Consider the following 25,833-nt stretch of genomic DNA (forward strand, 5'->3'; position numbering starts at 1 on the left):
GTTATCTAATTCATCAAGTTTTTATCTTATGTGAATAATTATTTCAATTTTTCAATCTCTGAAACGCTCAACTGAGTTGCTTTACTAATAACATTAATAGCTATTCCTTCATTAAGCAGTTTTCGAGCAGTTTCAATTTTAGCTTGTGTTGATCCTTGTTCAATTCCTTGTTCAATTCCTTGTTTAATTCCTCGTTTAATCCCTTGTTCGATTCCCTGTTTTAAGCCTTTTTCTTTTGCCTGTTGAAGTTCATAGTCCATTCTAACTTGATATTCAATTTTTGCTCTTTCAATTGCATCCATAATTTCTTGTTCCTCCTTAGATAAATTCTCGTAACTAACTACTTCGCATGCCTCCTTAATTTCTTTTGGGGCATCGAGATCAACTTTTCCCGTTAAGAAAAATTTAATCCAACATTCACAATGATATCTTCTTACTGGATCTTTAATATTAGTGATCATCTTTTGAAATTCGACAAATACCATTATGCCAAACCCGTATGCATCATGGTCCGCATCATACGGTGGACGATAACAGTGAAATACATCATCGTCTTCAAAAAGGTTAAAATTTAAAAAGTTTAATCCATATGTCTGACCTAAAGAACTATATGGTCGGTCAGGAGATATCATTTGCGATCTGTAAAAATAACCTTTCTGAAAAGCACTTGCTAAATAGAACGACGCCCTTTTGAAAAAATCGGCATCTCTTCTTACCTGCATTTCAATTGTTAATCTAATTTTATCATGAATAATAACTCGGAGATCTGCTTCCGTCAACATCAGTAAAGTCCCTTCATCTCTGGCTTTCTGATATGTTTCAATATTATATAAATCTGTACTAACTAAATCCTTTGCGGTGCAAGGAATATCTAAAAAATCACGAATTAATGCTGCTAATATATGATAATACTTAGGATTAGCAAATAATTTTTTGAGCATTAAATCGGACATTGGTGATACACGTTTCTTTTTCAAGCATGCGTCCTCTTTCTTTTTTTAGAAGAATTAAATCTCCTACATAGTTAATTACGCAAAAACTTTATTTGAAGGACACTTAAACTTAGATTTTTTATAAATCGAGGAAATAAATGTTTAGAAAAAATATTAATACTCCAATAGGAACATACAATTTAGCAATTCAAAACGGAGAACCATTGATTGTCTTTTTAAATTCTTTCGGCGACTTTGATACAGCTCAATCTTTTCAATTATTAATTAATGAACTGCCTGAAAATCTTGGAATTTTGGCATCTGACTATTTAAACACTGGATTTAGTTCAACTTCATTAAAAGATTACACAGTTCAAGATGAGGCCAATGAGTTATCTCAAATTATTAACTCACTGCATGCTCAAAAAACCATAATCATCGCTCATAGCATTGGTGGTGTTTATTGATATTTTGCCGCATATTTAGAATCTCAAAGGATTTCTTGCAATTGAGCCAACTACTAAAGAAATAATTCTTAACCCTCCTCAAACAAAATCTTACAAGCAAGCTATAAAATCTCAATCTGGAACAGATTTTATCGAAAATAAAATCAAAACTTTATTTCCCGAACCATTAGCATCGGAATTTTTACAAACGACTATTAATAATTCCAAACGATTTGGCGAAAGGGAAAGGCTACAACTTCAAAAAGCTATAGATAATATTTTGTGGGAACAACAAAAAACAATAGATGAAAAAAATCCAACTATAATCGTTACAGAAGCATATCGCTTAGCAGAATATGAGCGCTCGGAATTTATTTCACCAAACAAAAAGTCCAAGGTTATTAGCCTTGGAACATTTCATTATCTTCAATGGGAAGAACCTAAAAAATAGCTCAATTAATTATTGAATTGAATAACTGACCCTTCAAAAAAAGACTGAAAAGAAAATCTTTTCAGCCCTTTTTATCTTAACTATTAAATTACATCATACCCATTTGGGATGGATCCATGCCGCCTTGAGGAGCTGCTGATTCTTCATTTGGAATGTCAGCAACTGCAGCTTCAGTTGTCAGCAATGTCGCAGAGATTGAAGCAGCATTTTGCAATGCTGAACGACTAACTTTAGTTGGATCAATAATACCAGCTTTAGCCATATCTTCCCATTTATCAGTTGCAGCGTTATAACCAATGCCCTTCTTTTCACTCTTCAATTGATTTAAAATTACTGAGCCTTCCATACCAGCATTAGCTGCGATCTGACGAACTGGTTCTTCCAACGCACGCATTACAATGTTAATACCAGTTTGAACATCGCCTTCTTCTTTAAGCTTAGCAATTGCAGGAATTACATTAACAAATGCAGTACCACCACCAGCTACATAACCTTCTTCAACTGCAGCTCTTGTAGCATTCAAAGCATCTTCAATACGATATTTCTTTTCTTTTAATTCAGTTTCAGTAGCAGCACCAACTTTGATAACTGCAACTCCACCAGCTAATTTAGCAAGTCTTTCTTGTAATTTCTCGCGATCAAAATCAGAAGTAGTTTCAGCAATTTGTGATTTAATCTGATTTACTCTTTCGTCAATAGCAGACGAACTGCCAGCACCTTCAACAATAGTTGTATTGTCTTTAGTAACTGTAACTTTGTGAGCCTGACCTAATTGATCAATTGTTGCATCTTTTAATTCAAGTCCAAGATCACCACTGATTACTGTCGCTCCTGTTAAAGTTGCGATGTCTTCAAGCTGAGCTTTACGACGATCACCAAAACCAGGTGCTTTAACAGCAACTACATTGAATGTCCCTCTAATTTTGTTCAATACTAATGTAGGTAATGCTTCACCATCAACATCATCAGCAATGATTAACAAGGCCTTACCTGATTTAACGATCTCTTGCAATAAAGGCAAAATATCTTGAATATTAGAAATCTTTTTATCAGTAATTAAAATGTAAGGATTATCAAGATCTGCTTCCATCTTGTCGTTATCTGTAACCATGTACTGGCTTAAATAACCACGATCAAACTGCATTCCTTCAACAACATCAACTTCAGTATCAATTCCTTTTGATTCCTCAATTGTAATAACACCTTCGTGTCCAACTTTTTCCATTGCATCAGCAATTTCTTCACCAACTTCAGAACTGCTTGAAGAGACTGTCGCAACCTGGGCAATTTCATGCTTGTCAGAAACTTTATGAGAAAGCTTATGTAATTCTTCAACTGCTGCATTAGTAGCTAATTCAATTCCGCGCCGAATGCCAACTGGATTTGCACCTGCAGATACATTCTTCATTCCTTCACGGATAATTGCTTGAGCCAAAACTGTTGCAGTAGTTGTCCCGTCTCCTGCAATATCATTAGTTTTTGAAGCAACTTCTGCAACTAACTTTGCACCCATGTTTTCATATGGATCTTCTAATTCAATTTCTTTTGCAATTGTTACACCATCATTTGTAATGGTAGGAGAACCGTAGGATTTTTCTAAAACTACGTTACGCCCTTTTGGTCCGATTGTTGTTTTTACTGTGTCTGCTAATTTATCAACACCAGCTAATAATGAACGACGTGCACTTTCACCAAATTTTATATCTTTTGCCATCTATTCTTTAACCTCTTATTTCTATTATATTAATTAGTCTTCAACTGCTAATAAATCGCCAGCCCGGATTACTAAATATTCATCACCATCGTATTTAATGGAAGTTCCAGAATACTTATCATACCAGACAACATTACCAACTTTAACGTCAATCGGCATTCTCTTGCCATTGTAATCAACGGCTCCAGCACCGACTGCGATCACTTCACCAGAAGTAGGTTTCTCTTTAGCATTGCTCGCTAGAACAATTCCCCCTACTTTTTCTTCTTCTTTTCTTACTTTTACTAAAACACGATCACCTAATGGTTTAAGCAAGTTCATTTACCTCCAGTTTTATTTTTAGCACTATTTATTGATAAGTGCTAACTTCAGAATATATATTAATCTTTTATGACAATTGTTGCAAGTATTTAAAGAAAAATTTTAGATTTTATCGTTTTTACATAGATGAATTGTTTTAATTTATAGGTTCTTGCTATAAAATGAAGCAAGCTAGAAAGGACATAAATAATGGAAATTCAAAGTGAACCGGGACGTTTTTTTATTGATGATCCCGCAGGCAAAATGCTCGCAGAAATAAAATATATCAGCACTCAAAATGGAAAAGTGCTGGATATTGTTCGGACATTTGTTGACGAATCATTACGTGGTCAAGGAGTTGCCAGTGTTTTGCTTGAGCGTGTGGTCAAGTTGGCACGCGACACTAATGCAAAAATTATTCCAACCTGTAACTTTGCCAAGCTAGCCTTTGAGTCTAGTTCCGAATACCGCAAGCTTCAGTACGAACAACCTAAAGGTGAGGTCTAATTTATGGAAAAAAATTTAATTAACCAAAAAAAGAAAAATGCTGGAATTAAAGGGGCTTCTTTAGTAGAAGACAAAATGATGATTGGCCTAGGTACTGGCAGTACTGTTTTTTATTTAGTAGAAGCTTTAGCAAAAAGGGTTAAAGAAGAAAACTTAAATATTACGGCAGTTGCAACTTCAAGCAGAACTGCTTCTTTAGCTGAAGAACTTGGAATTAAAATTAAACAGCTTGATGAAGTTGATCATCTTGATTTAACAATTGACGGAGCTGACGAAATTGATGCTAACTTTCAAGGCATTAAAGGCGGAGGAGCTGCTCATACCTTAGAAAAGATTGTTGCCACTGCCAGCAATCGCAATGTTTGGATTGTTGATGAATCTAAAATGGTTAATGAGCTTGGTGCTTTTCCACTTCCCTTAGAAGTTGTTCCTTATGGCAGTTCAAAGGTTTATGAGCGTCTAGATTCGGAGGGGCTTAATCCTAAATTTAGGCTTGATTCAAAGAACCAAAAAGTATTAACCCATTACCACAATTATATTATTGATCTTCATCTAGGAGTTATTAAGCATCCTCATCTATTAGCCCAATGGCTTGATCATCAAGTAGGAATCTTAGAGCATGGACTTTTTTTAGATACAGTTAATACAGTAATTGTTGGAAAATCAGATAAAGCTGAAGTTATCCCTGTAATTCGTAAGTAAATGGAATACAATAGGTAAAAAAGAAAAAGAGAGGTAATTTATGAGTTTCGAAATTTCTAGTCAACTAACAAATTCTTTTGCTTATCAAGTAAAGAATGAACCACAGAGTCAAAACCTAATGCAGGCAATTGGTAACAATGGAATTTATCAAGTTGCAAAAAATCCTGATTCTATTCAAGCAATGAAGCCCGTATTTTCAATTGATTTAGACACAGGAGATGTTTCTAATCAGCGAAGATCTGGCCGCTGCTGGATGTTTGCTGCACTGAATACGATGCGTCATGATATTCAAAAGAAGTTGAAGCTTGATAAATTCGAATTGTCTCAAAACTACACATTTTTCTGGGATAAATTTGAAAAAAGCAACTATTTTTACGAAAACGTTATTAACACTGCCAATGAAGAAACTGATTCCCGCCGTTTTGATTTTCTAATGACGACCCCGCAACAAGATGGCGGTCAATGGGACATGTTATGTGCCATTATTGAAAAATACGGAATTGTTCCAGCAGATATTATGCCAGATAATGCTAACGCTAAAGATTCTAGTGCTTTAAATCAAACTTTAAACACTAAACTCCGTCATGATGCGGTTACTTTAAGAGATGCAATTAAAAATGGCAAAACTGTTGCCGAAGTTTCTTCGATGCGTCAATTAATGCTCCAAGACATATATCGGATGTTAGTTTTTGCTTTAGGTCCGGTTCCAACTAATTTTGATTGGGAATACCTTGATAAAGACAAAAATTATCATCGTGAAGCTGATCTAACTCCAAAGACTTTTTATGATAAATTCTTAGGCTGGAATCTTGCTGATTATATCTCTGTCATCAATTCTCCAACAAAAGATAAGCCGTTTAATCAGCTTTATACTGTTGATATGCTAGGAAATATTGTCGGCGGACGTGAAGTTAGACATTTAAATCTTGAAATGGATCGAGTTAAAGAACTCGTAGTTGCACAGCTTAAAGATGGCGAAAGTGTTTGGTTTGGCAGTGATGTCGGCAAATCTTCCGATCGCCAAAAAGGCATTATGGATCCAAGTATTTATACCCTTGACAGCTTATTCTCTACTGATTTTTCAATGAGTAAAGCTGACCGTTTAGATTATGACGAATCATTAATGACTCATGCAATGGTTATCACGGGCGTTGATTTAGTAGATGATAAGCCAACTAAATGGAAAGTTGAAAATTCTTGGGGCGATAAAGCCGGCAGCAAAGGATATTTTGTGATGAGTGATGAGTGGATGAGTGAATTTGTCTATCAGGTTGTCATTAACAAAAAATATTTGACTAGTGAAGAACAATACGTTTACGACAGTCAATATAATGAACCAACTGTGCTAAAACCTTGGGATCCGATGGGTGCCCTTGCCTAAATCCTGAAATTGATCTGCAATTGGCACAATCGCACGTCTAGCGTGCGGTTTTTTGCTTTTTAGTTTAAAATACAATTATTTATTCAAACTGAGAAAATTGGTCAAGAAAAATATTATGAAAGATATCTATAATAAAAAAGAATCTAATCCCAAATCTGCCTTGAAAAAAGTCAGTGTTGCAACAATCCTTATCACTCTAGGCGTTGTCTACGGTGATATTGGAACCTCACCTTTATATGTAATGAAGGCAATCTTAGCCGATAACGGGGGAATCGGCAAAGTTAGTACCGATTATGTCATCGGCTCATTATCACTTGTTTTTTGGACTGTCATGATTATGACCACTTTTAAGTACGTTTTAATTGCCTTAAAAGCTGACAATAAAGGCGAAGGCGGAATCTTTTCGCTTTATACCTTGGTCCGCAAACGCCATCGCTGGTTAATTGTTATCGCAATGATTGGCGGAGCTGCTCTTTTAGCTGATGGAATGTTAACTCCTGCAGTAACAGTAACTACTGCAATTGAAGGGCTTAAAGGTGTTAAATTTTTTGGAGAATCTTTGATAACTGAACAAAGTCAGGTTATCATCACGACTATTATTATTCTTTCGGTTCTTTTCTTTATTCAAAAATTTGGAACCAATAGTATTGGTCGTCTATTTGGCCCCGTGATGGCAGTTTGGTTCACTTTCTTGGGAGTAACTGGTTTATTTTATGTATTCCAAGACTTCACAATTTTAAGAGCTCTTAATCCAATTTATGCAATTAGAATTCTTTTTTCACCAGAGAATCATTCAGGTATTTTTATTTTAGGAAGTGTTTTTCTAGCAACTACGGGGGCTGAAGCTTTATATTCTGACATGGGACATGTTGGAGCCAAAAACATTTATGCCAGTTGGCCGTATGTTTGCGTTTGTCTGGTATTTAACTATTTAGGTCAAGGCGTTTGGATCCTTAACAATCGTAATAATGCTGTTCTAGCTGCAACTCCTGAAATGAATCCATTTTACAGCATGCTGCCAAAAAATATTTTGATTTTTGGAATTATCATTTCAACACTTGCTGCAATTATTGCCTCTCAAGCCTTGATTTCAGGTTCCTACACTTTAGTTTCAGAAGCAATTAAATTAAAGATTTTACCACGGTTGAAAATTATTTATCCAAGTAACATTAAAGGTCAGCTTTATATGCCTTCTGTTAATAATTTAATGTGGGTAATCTGTGTTTTAATTGTCTTTTACTTTAAAACCTCCAGCCACATGGAAGCCGCATACGGACTGGCAATTACTTTAACGATGTTAATGACGACCATGCTTTTATATCAATTCATGCGGTTAAAGAAAATTAAACCAATTTTTGCAGGATTTATTGTTGGATTCTTTGGCACAATTGAAACTATTTTCTTCCTCTCAAGTTTAGTTAAGTTCACTCACGGCGGATACGTTACGGCCATCATTGCTCTTTCGATTTTAACAATTATGTTTATTTGGTCTTATGGAGGAAGCATCAAGTCATCGGAAACTTATCAAGCAAACGCAGTATCTATTCTTTCTTTTAAAGAACAGCTCCATACTCTGAGTAACGATGATTCCATTCCTTATTTTGCAACCAATTTAATTGCATTGTGTAAAAGCCATGCGCCAACCAAAATTAAGCGAGACATTATGTACTCAATTCTTGATAAACGGCCAAAGCGCGCTAAAGTTTATTGGTTTGTAACCGTCAACGTTACTGATGAGCCATATACCCAAAAGTATACAGTTGAAACCTACGACACTGACTATATTGTCAACGTTCAGCTCTATCTAGGTTTTCGAGTTGATCAAAAGATTAACGTCTTTATGCGGCAGGTTGTTAAAGATCTGATGCAGGACGGTACCATTTTGCGTCAGCCGCAAAAATATACAATTATCCCTGACCGACAAGTTGGTGATTTCTCATTCTTAATCATTAAGGATGAACTTTCACCAGAGACGGAACTGCCTCAGTTTGAGAAATTTATTGTCCGCGCTCGATTATCCTTAGAACGATTTACCGTTGCTCCAGATCGTTGGTATGGATTGGAATATGCAGATACATCAATTGAGCACGTTCCATTAATGCTTCACTCCGTTAAGAAACGTTATTCTATTTATAATCATCTTAAACGAGTTCCAGTTGAAGAAACACGAGAAATGAACGTTGATTCAGAAATTGACGATCAAGAAAATGAAGACTAAAAGCATTGCCTCAAAGCAGGTGATGTTTTTTTTTTGAAAATTTACAAAAAATAAGTTTCTATTTACCAACTTCAATTTATAATTAAACTAATCATATTGTAGAATGCTAAAATGGAGTGTTTCAGTTTTGACTAAAAAAAAGAATTCTTTATTAAAACATCTATTTAGCTATGTCTTGTTGTTTGCTGTCCTTTTTTTGGTCGCGAACTTATTAATGACATTTATTTTTTCAAGCGAACAAATTCACGAGGAGTCGATGGAACCGAACTTTACAGAAGGTGATCGTGTCCTTTCTTTTCGGCTGTCAAAAATTAATCGTGGGGACGTCATTATTTTTAAAGCCCCTAATAAATCTAATAAATATTACATTAAAAGAGTTATTGGAATCCCCGGTGATGATATTAGTTATCGCAAAGATCAGCTCTATATTAATGGCGAACACCAAAAAGAAAACTATTTAAAGGACTTTCAAAGTAGTCAGCAGCATCAAAGTAATTTCACTAAAAGTTTTACACTCAAAAAATTATTAGATGTCGATGCTGTGCCTAATGATAAATACTTTGTTCTCGGTGATAATAGAAGTATTTCTGAAGATTCGAGAACTTATGGTTTTATTAGTCGTTCTTCAATTGTTGGGGTTGTTTTTATCAGATTCTGGCCAATTGGTCATTTTAAGATATACTAGTCTTATCATGTTAAATTACTTTCCTCTTTTAAAATCAACAATTGGATTTTATGGCTCACTTATTTTGAATCTTCTAATAAGTATCGCTTTAATTATCTGGCCGCTAAAATCCCTTAATTATTTTGCCTTAACTTTAGGAATTATCGCTATTGTCTACGCTTGCGAACTCTTAATCCTGACTTTAAAAAACAAAAAAAGTCAAACTGATTTCTTAACAGTTATCGGGATATTTGCCATTGCTGCTCTTATTTTTAGTCAAACGGCTCAATGGTCAAAGATCATTAATTGGTTAAGCGGAATTTTTGTTTTTCTTGGCGGAATTCAAAGAATTACTTACTCTCTTAAAGATAACCATATTGAACGACAAAAATATTATTTTGCGCTCATAATTTTAATTATTGGCGTTTTATTAATCATTAATCCTTTTTTTCATCAAAGAGTTATCTTTGCGCGAACTTTTGGACTTATTTTACTAGTTATCAGCGCTTGTGATATGGTTCTTCTTCGTCCTCATGAGGCATAAATAATGAAAACTCATTTAACTATTCTAGAAATTACTTTTCGCTTACTTTTGGCCGCTGCAGTGTCAGGTTTAATTGGTTATGATCGCGAACATAAAAGCCGACCCGCTGGTCTTAGAACCAACATTTTAGTTTGCGTGGGTGCTTGTATTATCGCATTAGTTCAAAAAGAAATTGCTTTTAATGCTTTTCAGGTTGCAATTCATTACCCCAAAACTGTGAGTGCCATTCGTTCAGATCAAGCAACTCTAATTGCCCAGGTTGTCAGTGGAATTGGTTTTTTGGGAGCTGGTACAATTATTGTTCAGCATGGATCAATTCACGGATTAACAACTGCTGCTAGTCTTTGGGTCGTTGCCTGTATTGGAGTGGCTGTTGGAATGGGTGATTACACTATCGTCATTATCAGCACTCTTGTAGTTTTTACCGTATTAGTATTTCTAAAGAAGATCATTCATATCAATATGTTTAAAAATTTGGAAATTCAATACCATAACAAAAACGAAACAAAAGAATTTCTTCGGCAATATTTCAAGGAACATCACCTCGAAGTCGATGACGTTAATTTTGGCGTCATCCGGCAAGACGACGAAATAATCTATACTAATATTTACGAAATTGAAATCCCTCATGAAATGAATTATGACGATATTATTGAAGATATCTCAAGGAACAAAAATATTGTTTTGATTAGAACTGTCAGCATTTAAAAAACCGCCGGTTGGCGGTTTTTTATTCAGCTTTCTGATCTAATTCTTCAGATTCGCTATTCTCAGCAGCCTCTTTCTTTGGGGCTCCTTTTTTAGCTTTTAATTCTTTACCTGAACTATCAATTGCTGTACATAACGACTGACGAACAATCATAAAGTTATTCGGCAGGTTAAGAATTACAATCGGATTCGGTGAACAATTTTCATCAACTTCTACTAGTGCTGCATTTTCATATAATTTGGTCACTGTCCCTTGAAATGGAACGCTAATGCCTTCACCTTTACTAACTTTTACCAAATCTCCAACTTCAATTTTTTTCTTAGCCATTTTTCTCCTTAATCTTCTAACGGTTCTTCTTCAATGCCTTCATAAATAAAATACTGATGCTCTTTTGGTTCAGACAAATCTTCGTTAAGCTTAATCCTTTCAACAAAATAAGGCTTATCAGTATATGAAATATTGGTCGGCAATTTCGCCTGTTCTTTATCTGCCGCATTGTAAACTAAATTAATACTAAATTCAACTGGCAATTCTCTCCAGCCAAGATCTAATCGTTTCTCTTCGTAGGCAGTACCAGCGGGTAACTCTAACTTCATCCATTTTTCAGGTATTTCAAATTTATCACTTGGCAGTTCTAAACCAACCCAATACATAAAATTTTCTGGTCCAAACTGAGTTATTCCCAGGGCTCTTAACGGAAAGTGCTGACCTTTTAATTGGTTGATAACTTCATTAAACTCGCTGCTATTATAAAATTCATTCCACGCACTTTGAAAACTGCCATCTTCGTCTAGTTCCGAAGGAAAGTGCGGTTCTCCACCAAAAAGAAAAGAATCAATCTTAATTTTACTCATTTAAAAATCCTTTGATCCGTTTGATTGCTTCATCAAGTTCAGTCTGACTTTTTGCATAACTCATCCTAAGATATCCAGGGGTGCCAAAACCTTCTCCTGCAGCTAGTGCAACATGGGCTTGATTTAAAATTTCCATTGCCAAATCTTTCGTATCTTTTAAACCTTTACGCTTTAAAAGTGCTGGATCTACTTTTAAAAATAAATAAAAAGCTCCCTGTGGTTTATCAACTATCGTCAACCCATTAACTTCCTGTAGTTTGTCATAAGTTGTATTAAGCCTTTCTTCAAAAGCACAGCGCATCTCTTCAACCGAAGAACCATCACTAGTAATTGCCGCTAATGCCGCATATTGTGAAACAGCTGCTGGATTTGAAGTCACATGATCTAATACTTCTCCTAATTTACTAATGATTTTAGGATCTGCTATAACCCAGCCCAAGCGCCAACCAGTCATTGAATAAGATTTAGAAACTCCATCTACCACAATTAATTTTGAATTATTAATCTCTTTTAATTCTAAGACACTCGTAAATTTAGTACCGTTATAAACTAATTTACCATAAATTTCATCAACAATGAGATAGACCTGATTAACTTCTGCCCAATTAATGATGTCTAATAGTTCTTCTTTAGAATAGACCGCACCCGTTGGATTAGTCGGATTATTTAAAATAATCGCTTTAGGGATAAAATCAAGTTCATCTAATTCTTTAGTCGTTAACTTCATTTCCGGATTATCAGGAAAAACGGCGTATAAATCTCCCATTGCTAACTTCACCTGCTGTTCATAACTGACCCAATAGGGAGCCGCAACCACTACCTTTTCTCCGTCAGAAATAAGGATCTGGAGCAATGCATATAACGCCAATTTTGTACTCGCAGTAACGCCAAAATTCTTAAAATCCAGCGGAGCAATTGAATCATAATAATTGGCTAAGGCCATTCTCAGCTCATTAATTCCTAAAGTTGCAGTATAAAAACTTGCAAGACCTGAATCAATAGCCTTTTTAGCGGCTTCATCAATAAATTTAGGCGTTACGAAATCTGGTTCTCCCAAACTAAGGTTAATTACCTCAACTCCTTGATTAGCAAGTTCTTTTGCTTTGCGGCCCATTTCTAAAGTAGCCGAAGGACTCACGCCCGTAATTCTATTTGCAAATTTATAATTTTCCATTTTCTGCCTGACTGTTTTTGACCCTATTATACAACATTTATTCTCCCGCCTTTAGTGCTTCCACCATATCGATGGAACGCAATTTTACATGGGTTATTATTGTGACAGCTAAAGTAAACACGATAGTTAAAACTGCCGCCAAGACATAAGAAAATGGTTTGATGACTAAAGGAAATACAACATTTTCCATTGCCGCCTGCTGTAAGATGAAGTTTGTTAATTCATAACCAATCCCCCAACCAAAAACTATGCCAAAAATTGTAAAAATAATATTCTCTCTTGCTACATACATTGTAACTTCATTATCATAAAAACCTAAAACTTTAATCGTTGAAAGCTCACGCATTCGTTCTGAAATATTAATATTTGTCAAATTATATAAAACAATGAAATCCAATAACCCTGATAAAAGAACAAAAATCAAGACGACTGCGTTTAAATTACTGATCGAATCATTTTGTTTTTTAATCTCTTGCGCCGTAAATGAAGTGCTGACTACTTCTTTAGTTGCCAAAAGCTTTTGAGCTAAACGATCATTAAGATTTGTCGACATTTTATCGGTCTTAACCATTAAAGAGTTCACTTTAGGCTCTTTCAATGCAATTTTCTGATAATAATTGGAAGATAAATAAATATAATTTCCCAAGTAATTCTCAGCAACTCCTGCAATATGAACTTTTAGTTTTTGACCTTGATCGGTTAATTGAATTTCAGATCCCGCTTTAAGATGAAAATCTTCGGCAATTTTAGAAGTAATTATTGCTCCTTGATCATTTAACTTCTTCGTTGATAAAAGATGAATATAATGCTTAAAACTGTCTTTATTTGGCACCACCTGCATTGTTAAATCTTGATTTGTTTTATCTGGCTGATGGAGAGTGACTGTTTTCGTGGTTAACGCGAAACTGCTTTTAACTTTAGGATTTGCTTTCAATTCATTTTGAACAGTTCTCACATTCCCATTGGGCTTTAAAATTACTAATGCCTGATAATTAGTAATTGGACCAAACTGCTTGGCAGACACTGAACTAAGAGAATCTTTTAATCCCGTTCCCGCCAAAAGTAACCCTGTACAGCCGCTAATGCCAATCACCGCCATAATCATCCGGGACTTGTAACGAAAAATATTACGCATTGTCAGTTTATGATTGAAACTTAAACGTGACCAAATAATAGTGATCCGTTCCAACAAAATCCGCTTTCCCGGCTTCGGTGATTTAGGCACCATCAGCGTGGCAGGCTTTTCTCTTAACTCACTAGTTAAAGCAATCATTGCAGCTCCCACAGCTGCTAAGAAAAACACAACTGCAGCAATGGTAATTGAGGGCCAATCAAAAACAAATGCAACATGTCTAATACTATATCGTTCACTGCAAAGAACAAAGATAATCGCTGTTAAAATGTAAGTTCCAATTAAAATCCCGACCGTAACCCCAATTATCGATGCCAAAATGGTATAAATTAAATACTTAAATGAAATCTCAGATTTGCGGTATCCTAAGGCTTTTATGACCCCAATTTCACGGCGGTTATTTTCAACCATCCGGGTCATCGTTGTAAATGTAATCAAGGCGGCAATGAAAAAGAAGAAAACGGGAAAAACATTCGCAATCGCTGCAATCCGATCTGCTAAATTGCCATATTCGGCAAATCCCGGATTATCAAAACGATCTTGATAAGTATAAACTGGCTTAACAATGGCTTTTTTCTTAGATTGGATCTCCTTCTCCTGAACTACATCTTTAGTTGGAGGTTGCTTCTGAAGTTTAATTTGCGCTTCACTTAACTGCTCATCAAATTGCCTAAGAAGTTCATTTAACCGTTCTTGCGGTCGATTTTTTAAGGTTTTTTTTAAGCGGGCAATATCTTTTTTGACAGCTTTTTTATACGACTCAGAATAAGTAGACTTATTTTTTAAATCGGCAAAAGAAACTTGAATTAATGATTTAACCGGTGTACTAAAGGCGGACTCGCTTAAATAAGCAAAATAATCAACCTGGCCTTTCCCGACATTAGCATAACCTTTTTCTTCATTGTTAATAAAAAGCGGTGACTTCACAAAACCAACAATTTTAAATTGATGATTGTTAATTTGCGTACTCTTGATTTTAAATTGATCGCCTAAATGATAATCTTTTTTGGCTTGGTCATCGAGAACAATTTCTTTATTTGTCCGAGGCAAACGACCCGCCGTGACGGACAGTTTATTCTGTTGTGCTTTAGCATTGTATGAAAGAAGATGAAAAACCTCATTTTTTTGAGGATCATTATAAAAAAGCTGATAACCGGCCTCAACAGAAGCACCCTTTACTTTCTTGAGCACTTTAAGATCCTTGTTTGTAAATCCAGCCGTCGAAACAATTTGAACATCAGAAAGATTCTGCTTTAGAACTTCTCGATTGGCAGAGTTTTGAAGGACCGGGCCACCTGCTTTCACCCCAACAAACAACATTGCACCTAACATAATAATTAAGACAATTGCCATAAATTGACCTTTGGTTCTAGCTATTTCACGAAAGCTTGCTTTTAAATACGTTTTCTTCATCATCTTCTCCAGTTAAGAAACTGTTATATCATAATTTCTTATCAAAAGACAGCTAAAACAAAAAACGCCTCAAATGAGACGTTTAATTTAGTGGGGCATGATAAATTTATCAACTGAATTAAATTGACTATAAGTGATTTTCCCGTCATATTTAATCTGTGACTTGTTTGCATCTTGTAAAGTGATTTGATAAGTAATCTTCTCAGGTCTTAACGTCTGATGGTCAAAAGTTGCTTGATACGTAAAATTTTTCACTTGATCCTGATTTAACGCTGCATTAAAAATAGCTGGAGATTTTAATGTGTTAATTGCCAAAAGATCGCCAATTTGATTTTTTATTTGACTGACATTGCCTTTAAAAGTAACTACGTAATCTTTACCTTGACGGCTCAATTTTAAATCTTTTGCCGAATTTTTAAAAATTGTATCTGTCACATTAGATACTCGCTGAAACATTGCTTTTGAATCTATCTTTTGAGATTTAAGGTCATTAGAAGTCCATGAACTGCCTGAAAGCTGATAAATGTTTTTCTGATCTAAATAAGCCGTTTGGGAAGTCCCAGCTCCTTTATTAGTCGTTTCATCAGTAACAACCTGAATATTAAGAGGCTTTTTAAGGTAGGAACTTGAGTTTTGGTCAATTACCTTGTTATTACCCTCACTCAATTGAACCTTACTAACAACATGAAAACTTTTTAGTTTAGATTCTGCAGAGCTGCTTTTAGCAAGAACCTCTGATAAATTTAATTTCTTTTGTTCAGAAGCACTTTCACCTTTTGAGCTGTTACTTGAACAGGCACTTAACCCCAAACTTAAAAACGCAAGCCCCGCAAATGCATAATATTTAATCGATTTACTTTTCACTAAATAAAAATTCCTTTCCCTTATAAAATAAAAAACGCATCTACTACCATAAGCCAAAAAGACTTATTTGTTAAGCATCTGCGACTGTAAATCGCTCGTTATGATAATGAGGAGACTCAATTTCGTTCAAAATAGCAAGCGCCATTGTCTTTGAAGAAGTTACCGACTGACCCTGATCGTTCTTTAACAAAACATCCTTACCTATTAAATAATTCTTAGATGCTGGTCCGGGCTGAAAAGTTAAAGCCGGAGAAACACCGACCCAATTGATAGAAACTGCTGTCCGTAGAAAATCAAGTTCTTGTTTTTGAGCCCGCGGAATTGCTATAAATGAAGCTGAGTTGGGATCTTGTTCTATCATATCAAGCACCAAATCATCATCTTTTTCACTTTTTTTAAGACTCGCAGCTCCTAAAATAAAAAACAAACGAGTATGATCATCACCTTGAAACAGATCAACTAATTTTTGAGCCAGTTCAAGGTGAAGATGAGCTTTTGTTGGCGTTACTGCAAAAGCATTAACAATAATATCAATGCCGTTAAAATCGTCTTTTGTCAAATCAAAAGCATCTTTTCTTAAAGTTTCTACTTGCGGTACTTCTTCTTTTAATTTATTTAAATGATCTGAATTAGTCGCAATGGCTAAAACTTGATGCCCTCTTTGAACAGCAAGAGATGTTACTTCCAGGCCAGCCATTCCCGTTGCGCCAATTATTGCTAAATTCATCTTAAGCTCCTGGATTTAATTTGGTAAAACCGTTCGGATTAGTGGTATATTTGGCCTGAATCCACTGATTTTTTCCTAATTGATACCAATATTCACCATTTACCTTCACCTGAGCAATTATTTTCCAATCACTGCCGTCAAGTAAATATCGCCCTGTGGGTTTACGCGTATAAACATCATAACCATTCCAAAGGGTAATTCCGTAACCTGAAATATAATTAATCGTCGCAATTGGTGCCCCGTTCGGATTACTATTAGGATAGACAGTTCTTACATTTGAGTAACCTTTGGAATTAGAGGTGTATTTTGCTTGAATCCACTGATTATTGCCAACCGCATACCAATATTCACCTTTATATTTGGCTTGAAGCACTACCTTCCAGGAAGTCCCATGTTTCAAATATTTACCTGTTTGTTTGCGCGTATTTAAATCATAGCCATTCCATACCACAATTCCATAACTAGGACGGTATTTAACAGTTGTTACTGCTTCATTAGATCTAATTTGATTGGTAAATAAACCGCCATAATCGTAACTAGCATCAACGTGCAGTCCTTTAAACTGGTTTGTATACTGCCAAGCAGTAATATTGGATAATCCTGGAGTCGTTACGTTATAGTGTGCAACCCAGGTTGGATAGTTACGCGGAAGTTTATTGTACCAAAACCAAGAAGCCATCGAGTACACAACTTGATTATGATAACCAAGACGTGCTAATTCTTGTTGGAAAGTAACCGTATCAGCGTAAGGATTTTTAAGACTTGCATGTTCGACATCAGCCACCATGACCGTATCTTTACTTAAGCCATATTTTTGAGCCTGAGCAGCAAAAAATTGAGCTTCAGCTTTAGCTCCAGCTGCTCCGTTATATTTAGCATAATGGTAAACACTGACTTTTAAACCGCGATTCCAAGCAGCTCTAATCTGGTTTCCTGCTTTTGGATTCGTATAATTAGAGGGTCTAGCATTGCCCCCTGTGAGCTTAACTACTACACCCGTAATGCCATAATCAACCAGCTGATCGATAAATCCCTGCGTATCTGGCTGCCATTCAGATACGTCAACAAATTGACTAGCTGCTTGAGTATTAACTGTATTAATTCCTAAAACTGCTATTAACAATAACAGCAGTCTAGATAAATGATATTTACGCTTAATTTTTGGTTCCTCCTTGACGAATAGTCTATCTTCCATTGTACTAAAAGTAAGTATTACTGTTCATTACAATTCGTTAACAGTCTATTCATCAGGTTCCACGTGAACATCAACATCGTAAATATTGAATTTTTCCTGCAACATTTGTCGAATTTGTTCAGTGATCGCATGACTTTCGCGCACAGACATCTCAGGGTCAATTGCAATGATTAAATCAAGATAAATATTACTCCCCGAAGATCGTCCTTTAATGCTTTTTATTCCCCCGACCCCTTTAATATCGTTTATTGCAATAATATAATCATCAAAATCACGATCGTCAAAACCATCTGATAAATAAAAGGCACTTTCTTTAAAAATCCCAATTGCGGTTCGAAGAATTAGTAAGCCAACTATAATTGCTGTCACGCCATCAACCCAACTGAGACCCAATGTAGCAGCAAAAATAGCAATTGCAGTCCCAATACTGGTTAATGAATCATTTCGATTATCTTTTGATGTTGCCCTTAATGCTGAACTATTAGCGATTTTAGCTAGTTTTCGATTAATAAAATAAACTACAAGCATTACTATTCCGGAAATTAGACCAATAATTGCTGCTAACAAATCTGGCTTTGTGATTTTACCATCTACTAATCTGGTAAATGATGACAAAATAACGCCAGTACCGACAATGAACATAATAATTGAAGTCACCAAACTTGCTACATTCTCGATCTTCCAGTGACCGTAACGATGGTCGTGATCAGCTGGTTTTTGGGCTAACCTTAAACCAATTAAGACGGTAAAAGAAGAAATAATATCAGTAAAATTATTAAATCCATCTGCGCTTAATGCTTCAGAATTTCCAATTTTACCAACCACAATTTTAAAAATCGAAATAATCGTATAAGCTGCAATACTAATAATTGCACCTTTTTCAGCTTTTTTAAAATCTTCAACTTGTGTTTGACTCAAAGCATTGCCTCTTAATTAAACTTACAAAATAGTAAATTGTAAAAAAATAAACAGATTCTCTTTAATTTTTCAAAAAGAATCTGTCAAATAGATTATTGCTTTGAAAACTTTGAGTTTCCGAAACTTTTTAAAGTGAACGTATTATATCTTTTACACTAACTTTTTTCAAGCAATAATTAAACAATCAGCTAAATTAACTTCTGTCATTCAAACCCAACTATTAATATCAGTCTTAACTTTTATAAAATTATTTTGCAACAAAATGTGTTCCATAAAAATTTATTAAAATCCTAATTTGCTTAACCATTCATCAACATCTTTACGAGATTGTTCAGCTGCTGTCCCTTCTACAGCTAACCCGTCAGAAATTTTTGCTTTAGGAAATTGATTCTTTAATGTTTCCTCGGTATCACCCATGCCAGAACCTTTATGTGTTACAAACGGAAAAACATTTTTATTATTTAACTTAACATTATCTAAAAACGTCCGTACAACCATTGGATAGCCGCCCCACCATATTGGTGATCCAATAAAGATATTGTCATACTTATTTACATCAGGTAATTTATTTTTTATTTTTGGTCTCGCATCATCTTTCTGTTCTTTTTCTGCTTGATCAGCTGTTGCTTGAAATCCTTTTGGGTAATCTTTTGCTGGAATAATTTCATAGACATCACCACCAATTTTTTGATGAATGAAATTAGCAATCACTTTAGTATGCCCTACTTTTAGCGGTCCATCAGAAACACCATCTTTTCTTGAAAAATAAACAATTAGATTTTTTCCTTTTTTACTAACCGTTGGCTTTGCAGTCTTGCTTGATTGAGAATTGTTGCTGTTAGATGATCTCGAAGATGATTTAGAACTGTTTTTTGAACTACTCCCAGAGATAACATTATAACCAATAAATACTGCTATAACAGCGATAACTACAACGATAAAAGCGATAATTCTTTTTTTCATTAATTAATTCCTTTCAATTCTTTTTACTACAAGCAAATTAGATATATCTACTATATTCACTTGTTTGTCGACCAGTATACAGGCTAGTGTATAGGCGAAGGCAAGAGTTTTCTAAAAACTTGCCTTAGACCCTACTTTAGGCCTTATAGTTCTAGTAAATATATAATTGAGAGGATTTATGTTTAAAAAATATCCGCTGGCTTTATATTTAACTTGGTTAATAATTCTTTTTATTGTTCCCCTGCCGTTAGTTTTCTTATTAAATACTGGTTTGTTAGATTCACCAAGTAATTTATTAACATATGATGCTGGTGTTGCTGCTTATACATGGTGGCTAACAATCATCTTTTTATCAACTCGTCCACAATGGCTAGACCGACTTATTGGAATTCCCTCAATGTATTTTATCCATGGGATGATCGGCGTTCTCGCTCTAGGATTAGCCTCTTTTCACGTCTTAAATGCATTTTCGATGGGAACACTTATTAAAAATCTTGGCAATACTGCATGGTACTTGTCAATTTTTAGTGTTTTGTATGCAGCATTTTTCTTATCTGGCTGGCTGGTTGATCATTTCTCGCTTGCAGCGAAAACTAAACAAAAATTACAATTTATATTCAAGCATCAAATTTCAATCTGGATTCATCGAATAAATTTTATTGTTATCGGGTTAATTTGGCTCCATGTCCATGTGATTGTTCGAATCAATCGAATTAGTAGTTTTATGATTTTGTTTGATCTTTATACGATTGTTAGTCTTAGTTTATACGGCTGGAAGAAATTTGTCGCCAGTGCTGCAGATAGCATAAACGGTCAGGTTATTAGTAATATTTCTGTAAATTCACATGTGTATCAGCTCAAAATAAAATTGAACCCTCACGCCAAAAAATATCGAGCAGGAGACTTTTACTTTTTATCTTTTAGGAACGTTTTAGGAATAAGCAGTGAACCCCATCCATTTTCTGTTACTTATTCACCAACGAATACTCCAAATCTTGTTACTTTCACAATTCAAAGTCATGGTGACTTTACCAGCAAATTAGGAGCCATTCCTATTGGCAGTGATGTTAAATTAGAAGGCCCTTTTGGCCGTTTTTCTTCAATAATAGAGGCTGCTTCGATTGAACAGCCATTGGTTTTTATCGGAATGGGAACTGGAATTGCGCCGCTTCTAAGTCTAACTCAGCAATATTTTAAAACTCATAAAATTCATGTTCTATGGAGTGCCCATAATTCTACTGATTTCTACTATCAACAAGAATTTAATAAATTGGTTCCGAAGATTACTTATGAACAGCATTTAAGACGATTTACCAAAACTGATTATCAAAATAAATTAACTGAAAAGGAATTTTCTTCTGGATTATTTTTTATCGTTGGACCTGCTCCCGGAATAATTGCTACAGAAAAGGCCTTACACCAACTTGATGTCAAACGCGCTCAATTAATTGATGAAAGACTAACAATGTAAATACTTGAAAACAAAAAAGATTGACATAATTATGCCAATCTTTTTTATTTTCAACATTAATATCTTAACGTTTACTAAATTGTGATGCCTTACGAGCTTTCTTCAAACCTGGCTTCTTACGTTCCTTCATACGAGGATCACGTTTAAGAAAACCATTTTTCTTTAATGCACCACGAAAATCTGGATCAACTTCAAGCAATGCACGAGCAATTCCGTGTCTTGTAGCACCTGCTTGACCAGAGAAACCACCGCCACGAACTGTTACTTTAGCATCAAATGTGCCGTTAGTTGCAGTTACATCAAATGGCTGGTTCATATCTTTCAGCAAACTAGCATATGGAAAATATTCACTTGCTTCTTTGCCGTTCATCATAATTTTACCGGTACCAGGAGTTAAGATAACCTGAGCAACAGAATCTTTTCTACGACCTGTACCTTGATACATAACTTTATCCATCAAACGTCCTCCTAGATCTTACTCTTGATATCTAATACTTCAGGTTTTTGTGCAGCATGATCATGCTCTGCACCAGCATAAACATGTAATTTCAAAAGTTGTTGATGACCCAAAGAGTTCTTATTAGGAAGCATTTTACGAACTGAGTTCTCAATTAAACGAACTGGGTTTTGTTCACGTAAGTGACCCGCACTAATTGATTTCAATCCGCCAGGATAACGGGAATGTCTGTAATACATTTTCTTAGTAGCTTTCTTACCAGTTAAACCAATTTTGCTGGCGTTTACTACAATAACATAATCACCGGTATCTACATTAGGGGTGAAGATTGGTTTATTCTTGCCGCGTAAGATACTTGCGACAACTGATGAAAGACGTCCCAAAGGGATATCAGTGGCATCAACTACGTACCACTTTTTTTCTATCTCAGATTTTTTTGCTAAATATGTGGATCGCATCATTTCTCCTTAATAATTGTCTACTCTACTCTAAGATTCCGGGGCTTATCGTGGAGGTAAACAAAGACCATTAAACATTATACTATGATTTCCCAAAGAGTAAAAGCTAAAATTCAAATTCCTGATCAATTTTTGGTAAGTCAACAATCCCTGCTGGCAAATATTGCTGAAAAGCAATCGGATCTGCTTTAATTGGATCAAATGTATTGTAATGAATTGGAATAACTTTCTTAGCATCTAAATATTTAGCTGCTTCTGCTGCATCTTCAGCGTCCATCGTAAAACTACCGCCAATCGGCAAAAAAGCTAAATCAACTGCTTTTTTGCGAGCTACAAGCTTCAAATCACTATATAATCCAGTGTCCCCTGAATCATAAATTAGTTTACCTTCAGCAACTAAAGAAAATCCTGCTGCTACCCCCATCGGTAATGGAATGCCATGATAATCCATCGCATCAGTATGCCAAGCTGGAAAAAGTTTTAATTGAAATTCTGGCCCATAATAAGTCCCGCCAAAATTCAAATAATTAATTACTTTGACTCCTTCAGTTTCCGACAAAACATTGGCAAAATCACTTTGCGCAACAATTGTTGCATCATTTTTCTTAGCAATCTCAATTGCATTTCCTAAATGATCTGGATGAGCATGAGTCAAGACAATAAAATCAGGCTGTAAATCTTCTGGTTTAACTCTCGTAAATGGGTTTTCTGAAATAAAGGGATCAAACAACAAAGTCGAACCAGAATCTAATTGAATTTGAAATGCTGCATGACCAAAATATGTAATTTTCATTTTATATCTGTCCTTTCATTAAAAAAAGCCTCCCCAACGGGAGACCTTCTATCATTCTTAAATTAGACACGACGAGCTGAATCTGGTGTGAAATATGCCATACTTCCATAAGTAACATTTTGTCCAGGAGCTGGAGCATGAATATATCTTCCACCACCTGCGTAGATACCAACATGATAATTACCCCAAAATAGTAAGTCACCAGGTTGAAGTGCACTCATTGAAACGGGTGTTCCAACATTAATTTGTCCATAAGTAGTTCTAGGTAAACTAATACCAGCTTGGTTAAACACATATTGAACTAATCCTGAACAATCAAAACCTGCTGGAGTAGATCCACCCCAAACGTAAGGAACACCAATGTACTGAGCTGCAATTCCTACAACGCCACTTGCCGATTGATGACTTGCATTGGAACCACCGGCATTGCCAGACTGAACTGAAACACCGCTACTACTTGGATAACTAGTATCAACTGCTGAAGATGAGCCCGAATTACTTGATCCAGTATTAACTGCTACTACATTATCAGATGATGCTGACGATGAAGCCTTTTCAGCTTCTTTTGCTTTTGCAGCATTATCAGCCTGAGCTTTGCTGGCTGCCATTGCAACTGTTAACTCACTCTGTAACTTGCTCAATTCACTCTTATGGTCTTCTAACTGTTTAGATAAGTCATCTGAACTCTTTTGAGCATCCTGCTTTAATGAAACCAAAGCATCTCGGTCACTTTCTAATTGTTTAGTTGTAGCTACTAATTGTTCTTTCTTGCTAGTCTTAGCAGCTTTCAAATCGTCAAGTTCTTTAGTTGCTTTTTCTACAGATTTCAAAGTTGACTGGCTGGCAGAATTAAGCTTATTAACAGTCATTGAACGACCGATTAAATCAGATAAACTGCTGCTTCCAAGAACAAAATCAAGGAAAGTATTGCCAGTAACTGAATTGTTACTAGCAGCTTGAAGCGAACGAACTTGATCCTTCAAATTATCTTTTCTTTTTGAAATCTCAACTTTTTTACTGCTGATCTTCTTACCTAAAGAATTGATCTGAGTATTTGTATCTTTAATTTTAGTTTTAGCATCGCTAATGGCAACAACTTTATCTGAAACCTTATTATTTAGCTGAGCTACTTTACTCTGTGCTTCATTAATCTGTTTAAGCAAAGAGTTTGATTCAATTTTTTTAACTTCTATTTGAGAGTTTTTCTCGGATACAGTATCTGCGCTTACTGGGCTAACGCCTAAAGATGAAACTGTACCAAATGCTATTACTGAAATAAATATTTTTTTTAGTTGCATGGCTTCCTCGAAATTTTTATCTAATAAAGTATATCAAATTATGTGTTACAGCTCTGTTACAAACCTATTAAGTACCATCAACAATCTTTAAAAGTCTGTTCTAGCCCCCAAAATAGGTACTTAAATCACTATTTGAAATGTCTGAAAAAATGTTGCCAGAAAAATCATTAGGAGAATAAGCTGACGTCGCTTTGTAATTAACCGTTCCATCATTTTTCAACTGATAGTCAGTCACATGAATTTTATTAGGCTGACCATTTGTCATATAGGTATAAGTAATTGTTCCGCTGTTAACCCCGTTATTATTATCCGAGGTTAAAGAGAAGAGCTTAATTTGGCTCTGATTAAGCTGGGTCGGCCAATGTTTGATCAAAAGTGCCAACACTCGATTTTTCACTTCTGGTGAAGGAGTTATTTGGACTTTATCTGATGTTTGACTAGCACTTGATGATGAGCTTGAAGTCGAGCTAGCTCCAGAACTATCCGTCGGCGAAACAGTCGTTGATGGAGGCGCAGGATCTGGAATATCTCGCGCTTGAGAAAAGCTTTCAAAATTACCAGTTTTTGCTGTCTTGAGCGGAGATTTCTGCCTGTTCCCATTCTCGTCGTGGTAAATAAGACGATAACTATTATTTTTAAATTCAATTTCCCACTCGAATCGATATTTTTCAGGAACTGTATCGCCATCAACATAACGATTTAACTTGGTGATAACTTGAGATTTAGTCAAAGAATCATTATAAAAGGCTGCTTGAATCACTTCATCCGGCTTCAAACTATAATAAATCGCATTGTTTTGAATTTTAGTGTGAACTGCCCCGTTAGCTGTATTAAGAACGCTTAGATTTCGCTTTTCTTCTTGATCTTCCTCATTCCAAAGGACATTATCTTCGTAACGAGTATTACTCTTTAAGTAAATTCCGATCTCCATTTTTGGACCCTTGGAGCTCTTTTGATAGGTCCCCTGCAAATAGAGATTTTTGATCAACATCGGAAACACGACTGGTTTAAGAATGGTTTGTTTCACTAGCTTTTGCTGATCTGAAAAAATTTGAATTCCTAAATGATCATTTGGAATGTCAATTCCATATAAAGTGCCGGTAATCGTATCTTTTCCCGTGCTAAGATCAACATACTTATCATCTGTCTTAAAGGTTAAAGCCCCGTGGTTGCTGATAACTGTAATATTATCCTTAACGGGGATCGGCTCTTTAATCTCAGAACTTGTAAAAGTCAGCTTAACTTGGCGGCCACCCGATTTTTCAGGGTAAGGGCTAGCAGCTTTTATGGTCACATTGACTTTATTAAAATCCGATAATTTCCCTTCTTTACCGCCAATTGTTAATGATGGCGGACTAAAAGGATTCCAAAGAGCATAAATTACCACAATGATTCCAAAAATTATTAATGGAACATAAATCTTAGGACTGAGGGGATTTTGTTTGATATCTTTGGAGCGAACTTTAGATTTTCTTGATCTATTTTCGCGCCGATAGTGCTTCACTTCCTCAGTTTGATCATCATTTATTTTATTAGGATCCAAATTAT

The 25,833-nt window shown here is 35.4% G+C and carries 26 protein-coding genes; 9 read left to right on the plus strand and 17 right to left on the minus strand.

Annotation, left to right across the window (positions count from 1 at the left end; genetic code table 11):
- Window positions 1–38: 38 nt before the first annotated feature.
- Window positions 39–977: an Rpn family recombination-promoting nuclease/putative transposase gene (locus tag R8749_RS09450; RefSeq protein WP_317696283.1), complete on the minus strand. Its 939-nt coding sequence runs from the start codon at window positions 975–977 to the stop codon at window positions 39–41.
- Window positions 978–1,090: 113 nt separating this feature from the next.
- Between R8749_RS09450 and R8749_RS09455 the strand changes: the two genes are divergently transcribed.
- The gene (locus tag R8749_RS09455) at window positions 1,091–1,399 is read left to right on the plus strand and encodes an alpha/beta fold hydrolase (protein ID WP_317696284.1); all 309 of its coding nucleotides are present in this window, start codon (window positions 1,091–1,093) and stop codon (window positions 1,397–1,399) included.
- Between the two features lie 518 nt (window positions 1,400–1,917).
- Here R8749_RS09455 and groL read toward each other — a convergent pair.
- Entirely contained in the window at window positions 1,918–3,543 is a 1,626-nt protein-coding gene (groL, locus tag R8749_RS09460) for a chaperonin GroEL (RefSeq protein ID WP_317696286.1), read from the minus strand.
- A 33-nt stretch (window positions 3,544–3,576) separates the two neighbouring features.
- Entirely contained in the window at window positions 3,577–3,858 is a 282-nt protein-coding gene (gene groES, locus R8749_RS09465) for a co-chaperone GroES (RefSeq protein ID WP_317698556.1), read from the minus strand.
- Window positions 3,859–4,053: 195 nt separating this feature from the next.
- Here groES and R8749_RS09470 point away from each other — a divergent pair, with 195 nt between their 5' ends.
- The 7 genes from R8749_RS09470 (at window position 4,054) to R8749_RS09500 (ending at window position 10,567) form a co-directional block, all read left to right on the plus strand.
- Complete coding sequence (locus R8749_RS09470; RefSeq protein WP_317696288.1) at window positions 4,054–4,350, plus strand: GNAT family N-acetyltransferase; 297 nt, start codon at window positions 4,054–4,056, stop codon at window positions 4,348–4,350.
- Window positions 4,351–4,353: 3 nt separating this feature from the next.
- On the plus strand, window positions 4,354–5,052 hold the full coding sequence (rpiA, locus tag R8749_RS09475) for a ribose-5-phosphate isomerase RpiA (RefSeq protein WP_317696291.1): 699 nt from the start codon (window positions 4,354–4,356) through the stop codon (window positions 5,050–5,052).
- A 40-nt stretch (window positions 5,053–5,092) separates the two neighbouring features.
- Entirely contained in the window at window positions 5,093–6,433 is a 1,341-nt protein-coding gene (locus tag R8749_RS09480; RefSeq protein WP_317696293.1) for a C1 family peptidase, read from the plus strand.
- 115 nt (window positions 6,434–6,548) lie between these two features.
- Window positions 6,549–8,651, plus strand: a complete 2,103-nt coding sequence (locus R8749_RS09485) for a KUP/HAK/KT family potassium transporter (protein ID WP_317696295.1) — start codon at window positions 6,549–6,551, stop codon at window positions 8,649–8,651.
- A 127-nt stretch (window positions 8,652–8,778) separates the two neighbouring features.
- Window positions 8,779–9,336 carry a signal peptidase I gene (gene lepB / locus R8749_RS09490; protein ID WP_317696297.1) on the plus strand — a complete coding sequence of 186 codons (558 nt, stop codon included), beginning with the start codon at window positions 8,779–8,781 and terminating at the stop codon, window positions 9,334–9,336.
- Window positions 9,337–9,343: 7 nt separating this feature from the next.
- A complete protein-coding gene (locus R8749_RS09495) occupies window positions 9,344–9,859 on the plus strand; it encodes a DUF308 domain-containing protein (protein ID WP_317696300.1) in 516 nt (171 codons plus the stop codon).
- 3 nt (window positions 9,860–9,862) lie between these two features.
- Window positions 9,863–10,567 carry an MgtC/SapB family protein gene (locus R8749_RS09500; protein ID WP_317696302.1) on the plus strand — a complete coding sequence of 235 codons (705 nt, stop codon included), beginning with the start codon at window positions 9,863–9,865 and terminating at the stop codon, window positions 10,565–10,567.
- Window positions 10,568–10,589: 22 nt separating this feature from the next.
- Here R8749_RS09500 and R8749_RS09505 read toward each other — a convergent pair whose 3' ends face one another.
- From R8749_RS09505 to R8749_RS09545, 9 genes are all read right to left on the minus strand, one after another.
- Window positions 10,590–10,895, minus strand: coding sequence for a hypothetical protein (locus R8749_RS09505; protein WP_317696304.1), 306 nt, complete (start codon window positions 10,893–10,895; stop codon window positions 10,590–10,592).
- 8 nt (window positions 10,896–10,903) lie between these two features.
- Window positions 10,904–11,422, minus strand: coding sequence for a hypothetical protein (locus R8749_RS09510; protein ID WP_317696307.1), 519 nt, complete (start codon window positions 11,420–11,422; stop codon window positions 10,904–10,906).
- Window positions 11,415–12,596, minus strand: coding sequence for a pyridoxal phosphate-dependent aminotransferase (locus R8749_RS09515; RefSeq protein WP_317696309.1), 1,182 nt, complete (start codon window positions 12,594–12,596; stop codon window positions 11,415–11,417). The genes R8749_RS09510 and R8749_RS09515 overlap by 8 nt, the downstream gene beginning before the upstream one ends.
- Window positions 12,597–12,633: 37 nt before the next feature.
- On the minus strand, window positions 12,634–15,144 hold the full coding sequence (locus tag R8749_RS09520) for an ABC transporter permease (RefSeq protein WP_317696311.1): 2,511 nt from the start codon (window positions 15,142–15,144) through the stop codon (window positions 12,634–12,636).
- Between the two features lie 84 nt (window positions 15,145–15,228).
- Window positions 15,229–16,005, minus strand: a complete 777-nt coding sequence (locus R8749_RS09525; protein ID WP_317696313.1) for a DUF6612 family protein — start codon at window positions 16,003–16,005, stop codon at window positions 15,229–15,231.
- 70 nt (window positions 16,006–16,075) lie between these two features.
- The gene (locus tag R8749_RS09530) at window positions 16,076–16,732 is read right to left on the minus strand and encodes an NAD(P)-dependent oxidoreductase (protein ID WP_317696316.1); all 657 of its coding nucleotides are present in this window, start codon (window positions 16,730–16,732) and stop codon (window positions 16,076–16,078) included.
- 1 nt (window position 16,733) lies between these two features.
- Window positions 16,734–17,855 carry a GH25 family lysozyme gene (locus R8749_RS09535; protein ID WP_317696319.1) on the minus strand — a complete coding sequence of 374 codons (1,122 nt, stop codon included), beginning with the start codon at window positions 17,853–17,855 and terminating at the stop codon, window positions 16,734–16,736.
- 117 nt (window positions 17,856–17,972) lie between these two features.
- Window positions 17,973–18,845, minus strand: a complete 873-nt coding sequence (locus R8749_RS09540) for a cation diffusion facilitator family transporter (RefSeq protein ID WP_317696321.1) — start codon at window positions 18,843–18,845, stop codon at window positions 17,973–17,975.
- A 282-nt stretch (window positions 18,846–19,127) separates the two neighbouring features.
- Complete coding sequence (locus R8749_RS09545; protein ID WP_317696322.1) at window positions 19,128–19,808, minus strand: flavodoxin; 681 nt, start codon at window positions 19,806–19,808, stop codon at window positions 19,128–19,130.
- Window positions 19,809–19,986: 178 nt separating this feature from the next.
- On the opposite strand from R8749_RS09545, the gene R8749_RS09550 reads away from it, so the two are divergent.
- Window positions 19,987–21,279, plus strand: a complete 1,293-nt coding sequence (locus R8749_RS09550; protein WP_317696324.1) for a ferric reductase-like transmembrane domain-containing protein — start codon at window positions 19,987–19,989, stop codon at window positions 21,277–21,279.
- A gap of 64 nt (window positions 21,280–21,343) precedes the next feature.
- On the opposite strand, the gene rpsI is transcribed toward R8749_RS09550, so the two are convergent.
- From rpsI to R8749_RS09575, 5 genes are all read right to left on the minus strand, one after another.
- The gene (gene rpsI, locus R8749_RS09555; RefSeq protein WP_317696327.1) at window positions 21,344–21,736 is read right to left on the minus strand and encodes a 30S ribosomal protein S9; all 393 of its coding nucleotides are present in this window, start codon (window positions 21,734–21,736) and stop codon (window positions 21,344–21,346) included.
- 11 nt (window positions 21,737–21,747) lie between these two features.
- The gene (rplM, locus tag R8749_RS09560; protein WP_317698557.1) at window positions 21,748–22,194 is read right to left on the minus strand and encodes a 50S ribosomal protein L13; all 447 of its coding nucleotides are present in this window, start codon (window positions 22,192–22,194) and stop codon (window positions 21,748–21,750) included.
- Window positions 22,195–22,300: 106 nt separating this feature from the next.
- Window positions 22,301–22,987: a metal-dependent hydrolase gene (locus R8749_RS09565; protein WP_317696329.1), complete on the minus strand. Its 687-nt coding sequence runs from the start codon at window positions 22,985–22,987 to the stop codon at window positions 22,301–22,303.
- Window positions 22,988–23,049: 62 nt separating this feature from the next.
- Window positions 23,050–24,285 (minus strand): C40 family peptidase, encoded by a 1,236-nt coding sequence (locus tag R8749_RS09570; protein ID WP_317696330.1) that lies wholly within the window; start codon window positions 24,283–24,285, stop codon window positions 23,050–23,052.
- A gap of 100 nt (window positions 24,286–24,385) precedes the next feature.
- On the minus strand, window positions 24,386–25,828 hold the full coding sequence (locus R8749_RS09575) for a hypothetical protein (protein ID WP_317696332.1): 1,443 nt from the start codon (window positions 25,826–25,828) through the stop codon (window positions 24,386–24,388).
- Window positions 25,829–25,833 lie beyond the last annotated feature (5 nt).

This window comes from Xylocopilactobacillus apis (assembly GCF_033095965.1).
GTDB classification, from domain to species: Bacteria; Bacillota; Bacilli; order Lactobacillales; family Lactobacillaceae; genus Xylocopilactobacillus; species Xylocopilactobacillus apis.

Excerpts from the sequence above, each read along its gene's own strand:
- R8749_RS09500 (WP_317696302.1), top strand. The coding sequence starts at position 9,863 with ATGAAAACTCATTTAACTATTCTAGAAATTACTTTTCGCTTACTTTTG.
- rpiA (WP_317696291.1), top strand. The coding sequence starts at position 4,354 with ATGGAAAAAAATTTAATTAACCAAAAAAAGAAAAATGCTGGAATTAAA.
- groL (WP_317696286.1), bottom strand. The coding sequence starts at position 3,543 with ATGGCAAAAGATATAAAATTTGGTGAAAGTGCACGTCGTTCATTATTA.
- R8749_RS09530 (WP_317696316.1), bottom strand. The coding sequence starts at position 16,732 with ATGAATTTAGCAATAATTGGCGCAACGGGAATGGCTGGCCTGGAAGTA.
- R8749_RS09515 (WP_317696309.1), bottom strand. The coding sequence starts at position 12,596 with ATGGAAAATTATAAATTTGCAAATAGAATTACGGGCGTGAGTCCTTCG.
- R8749_RS09455 (WP_317696284.1), top strand. The coding sequence starts at position 1,091 with ATGTTTAGAAAAAATATTAATACTCCAATAGGAACATACAATTTAGCA.
- rpsI (WP_317696327.1), bottom strand. The coding sequence starts at position 21,736 with ATGGATAAAGTTATGTATCAAGGTACAGGTCGTAGAAAAGATTCTGTT.
- R8749_RS09485 (WP_317696295.1), top strand. The coding sequence starts at position 6,549 with ATGAAAGATATCTATAATAAAAAAGAATCTAATCCCAAATCTGCCTTG.
- R8749_RS09545 (WP_317696322.1), bottom strand. The coding sequence starts at position 19,808 with ATGAAAAAAAGAATTATCGCTTTTATCGTTGTAGTTATCGCTGTTATA.
- R8749_RS09570 (WP_317696330.1), bottom strand. The coding sequence starts at position 24,285 with ATGCAACTAAAAAAAATATTTATTTCAGTAATAGCATTTGGTACAGTT.
- R8749_RS09520 (WP_317696311.1), bottom strand. The coding sequence starts at position 15,144 with ATGATGAAGAAAACGTATTTAAAAGCAAGCTTTCGTGAAATAGCTAGA.
- R8749_RS09505 (WP_317696304.1), bottom strand. The coding sequence starts at position 10,895 with ATGGCTAAGAAAAAAATTGAAGTTGGAGATTTGGTAAAAGTTAGTAAA.
- R8749_RS09550 (WP_317696324.1), top strand. The coding sequence starts at position 19,987 with ATGTTTAAAAAATATCCGCTGGCTTTATATTTAACTTGGTTAATAATT.
- rplM (WP_317698557.1), bottom strand. The coding sequence starts at position 22,194 with ATGCGATCCACATATTTAGCAAAAAAATCTGAGATAGAAAAAAAGTGG.
- R8749_RS09510 (WP_317696307.1), bottom strand. The coding sequence starts at position 11,422 with ATGAGTAAAATTAAGATTGATTCTTTTCTTTTTGGTGGAGAACCGCAC.
- R8749_RS09480 (WP_317696293.1), top strand. The coding sequence starts at position 5,093 with ATGAGTTTCGAAATTTCTAGTCAACTAACAAATTCTTTTGCTTATCAA.
- R8749_RS09565 (WP_317696329.1), bottom strand. The coding sequence starts at position 22,987 with ATGAAAATTACATATTTTGGTCATGCAGCATTTCAAATTCAATTAGAT.
- R8749_RS09495 (WP_317696300.1), top strand. The coding sequence starts at position 9,344 with ATGTTAAATTACTTTCCTCTTTTAAAATCAACAATTGGATTTTATGGC.
- R8749_RS09470 (WP_317696288.1), top strand. The coding sequence starts at position 4,054 with ATGGAAATTCAAAGTGAACCGGGACGTTTTTTTATTGATGATCCCGCA.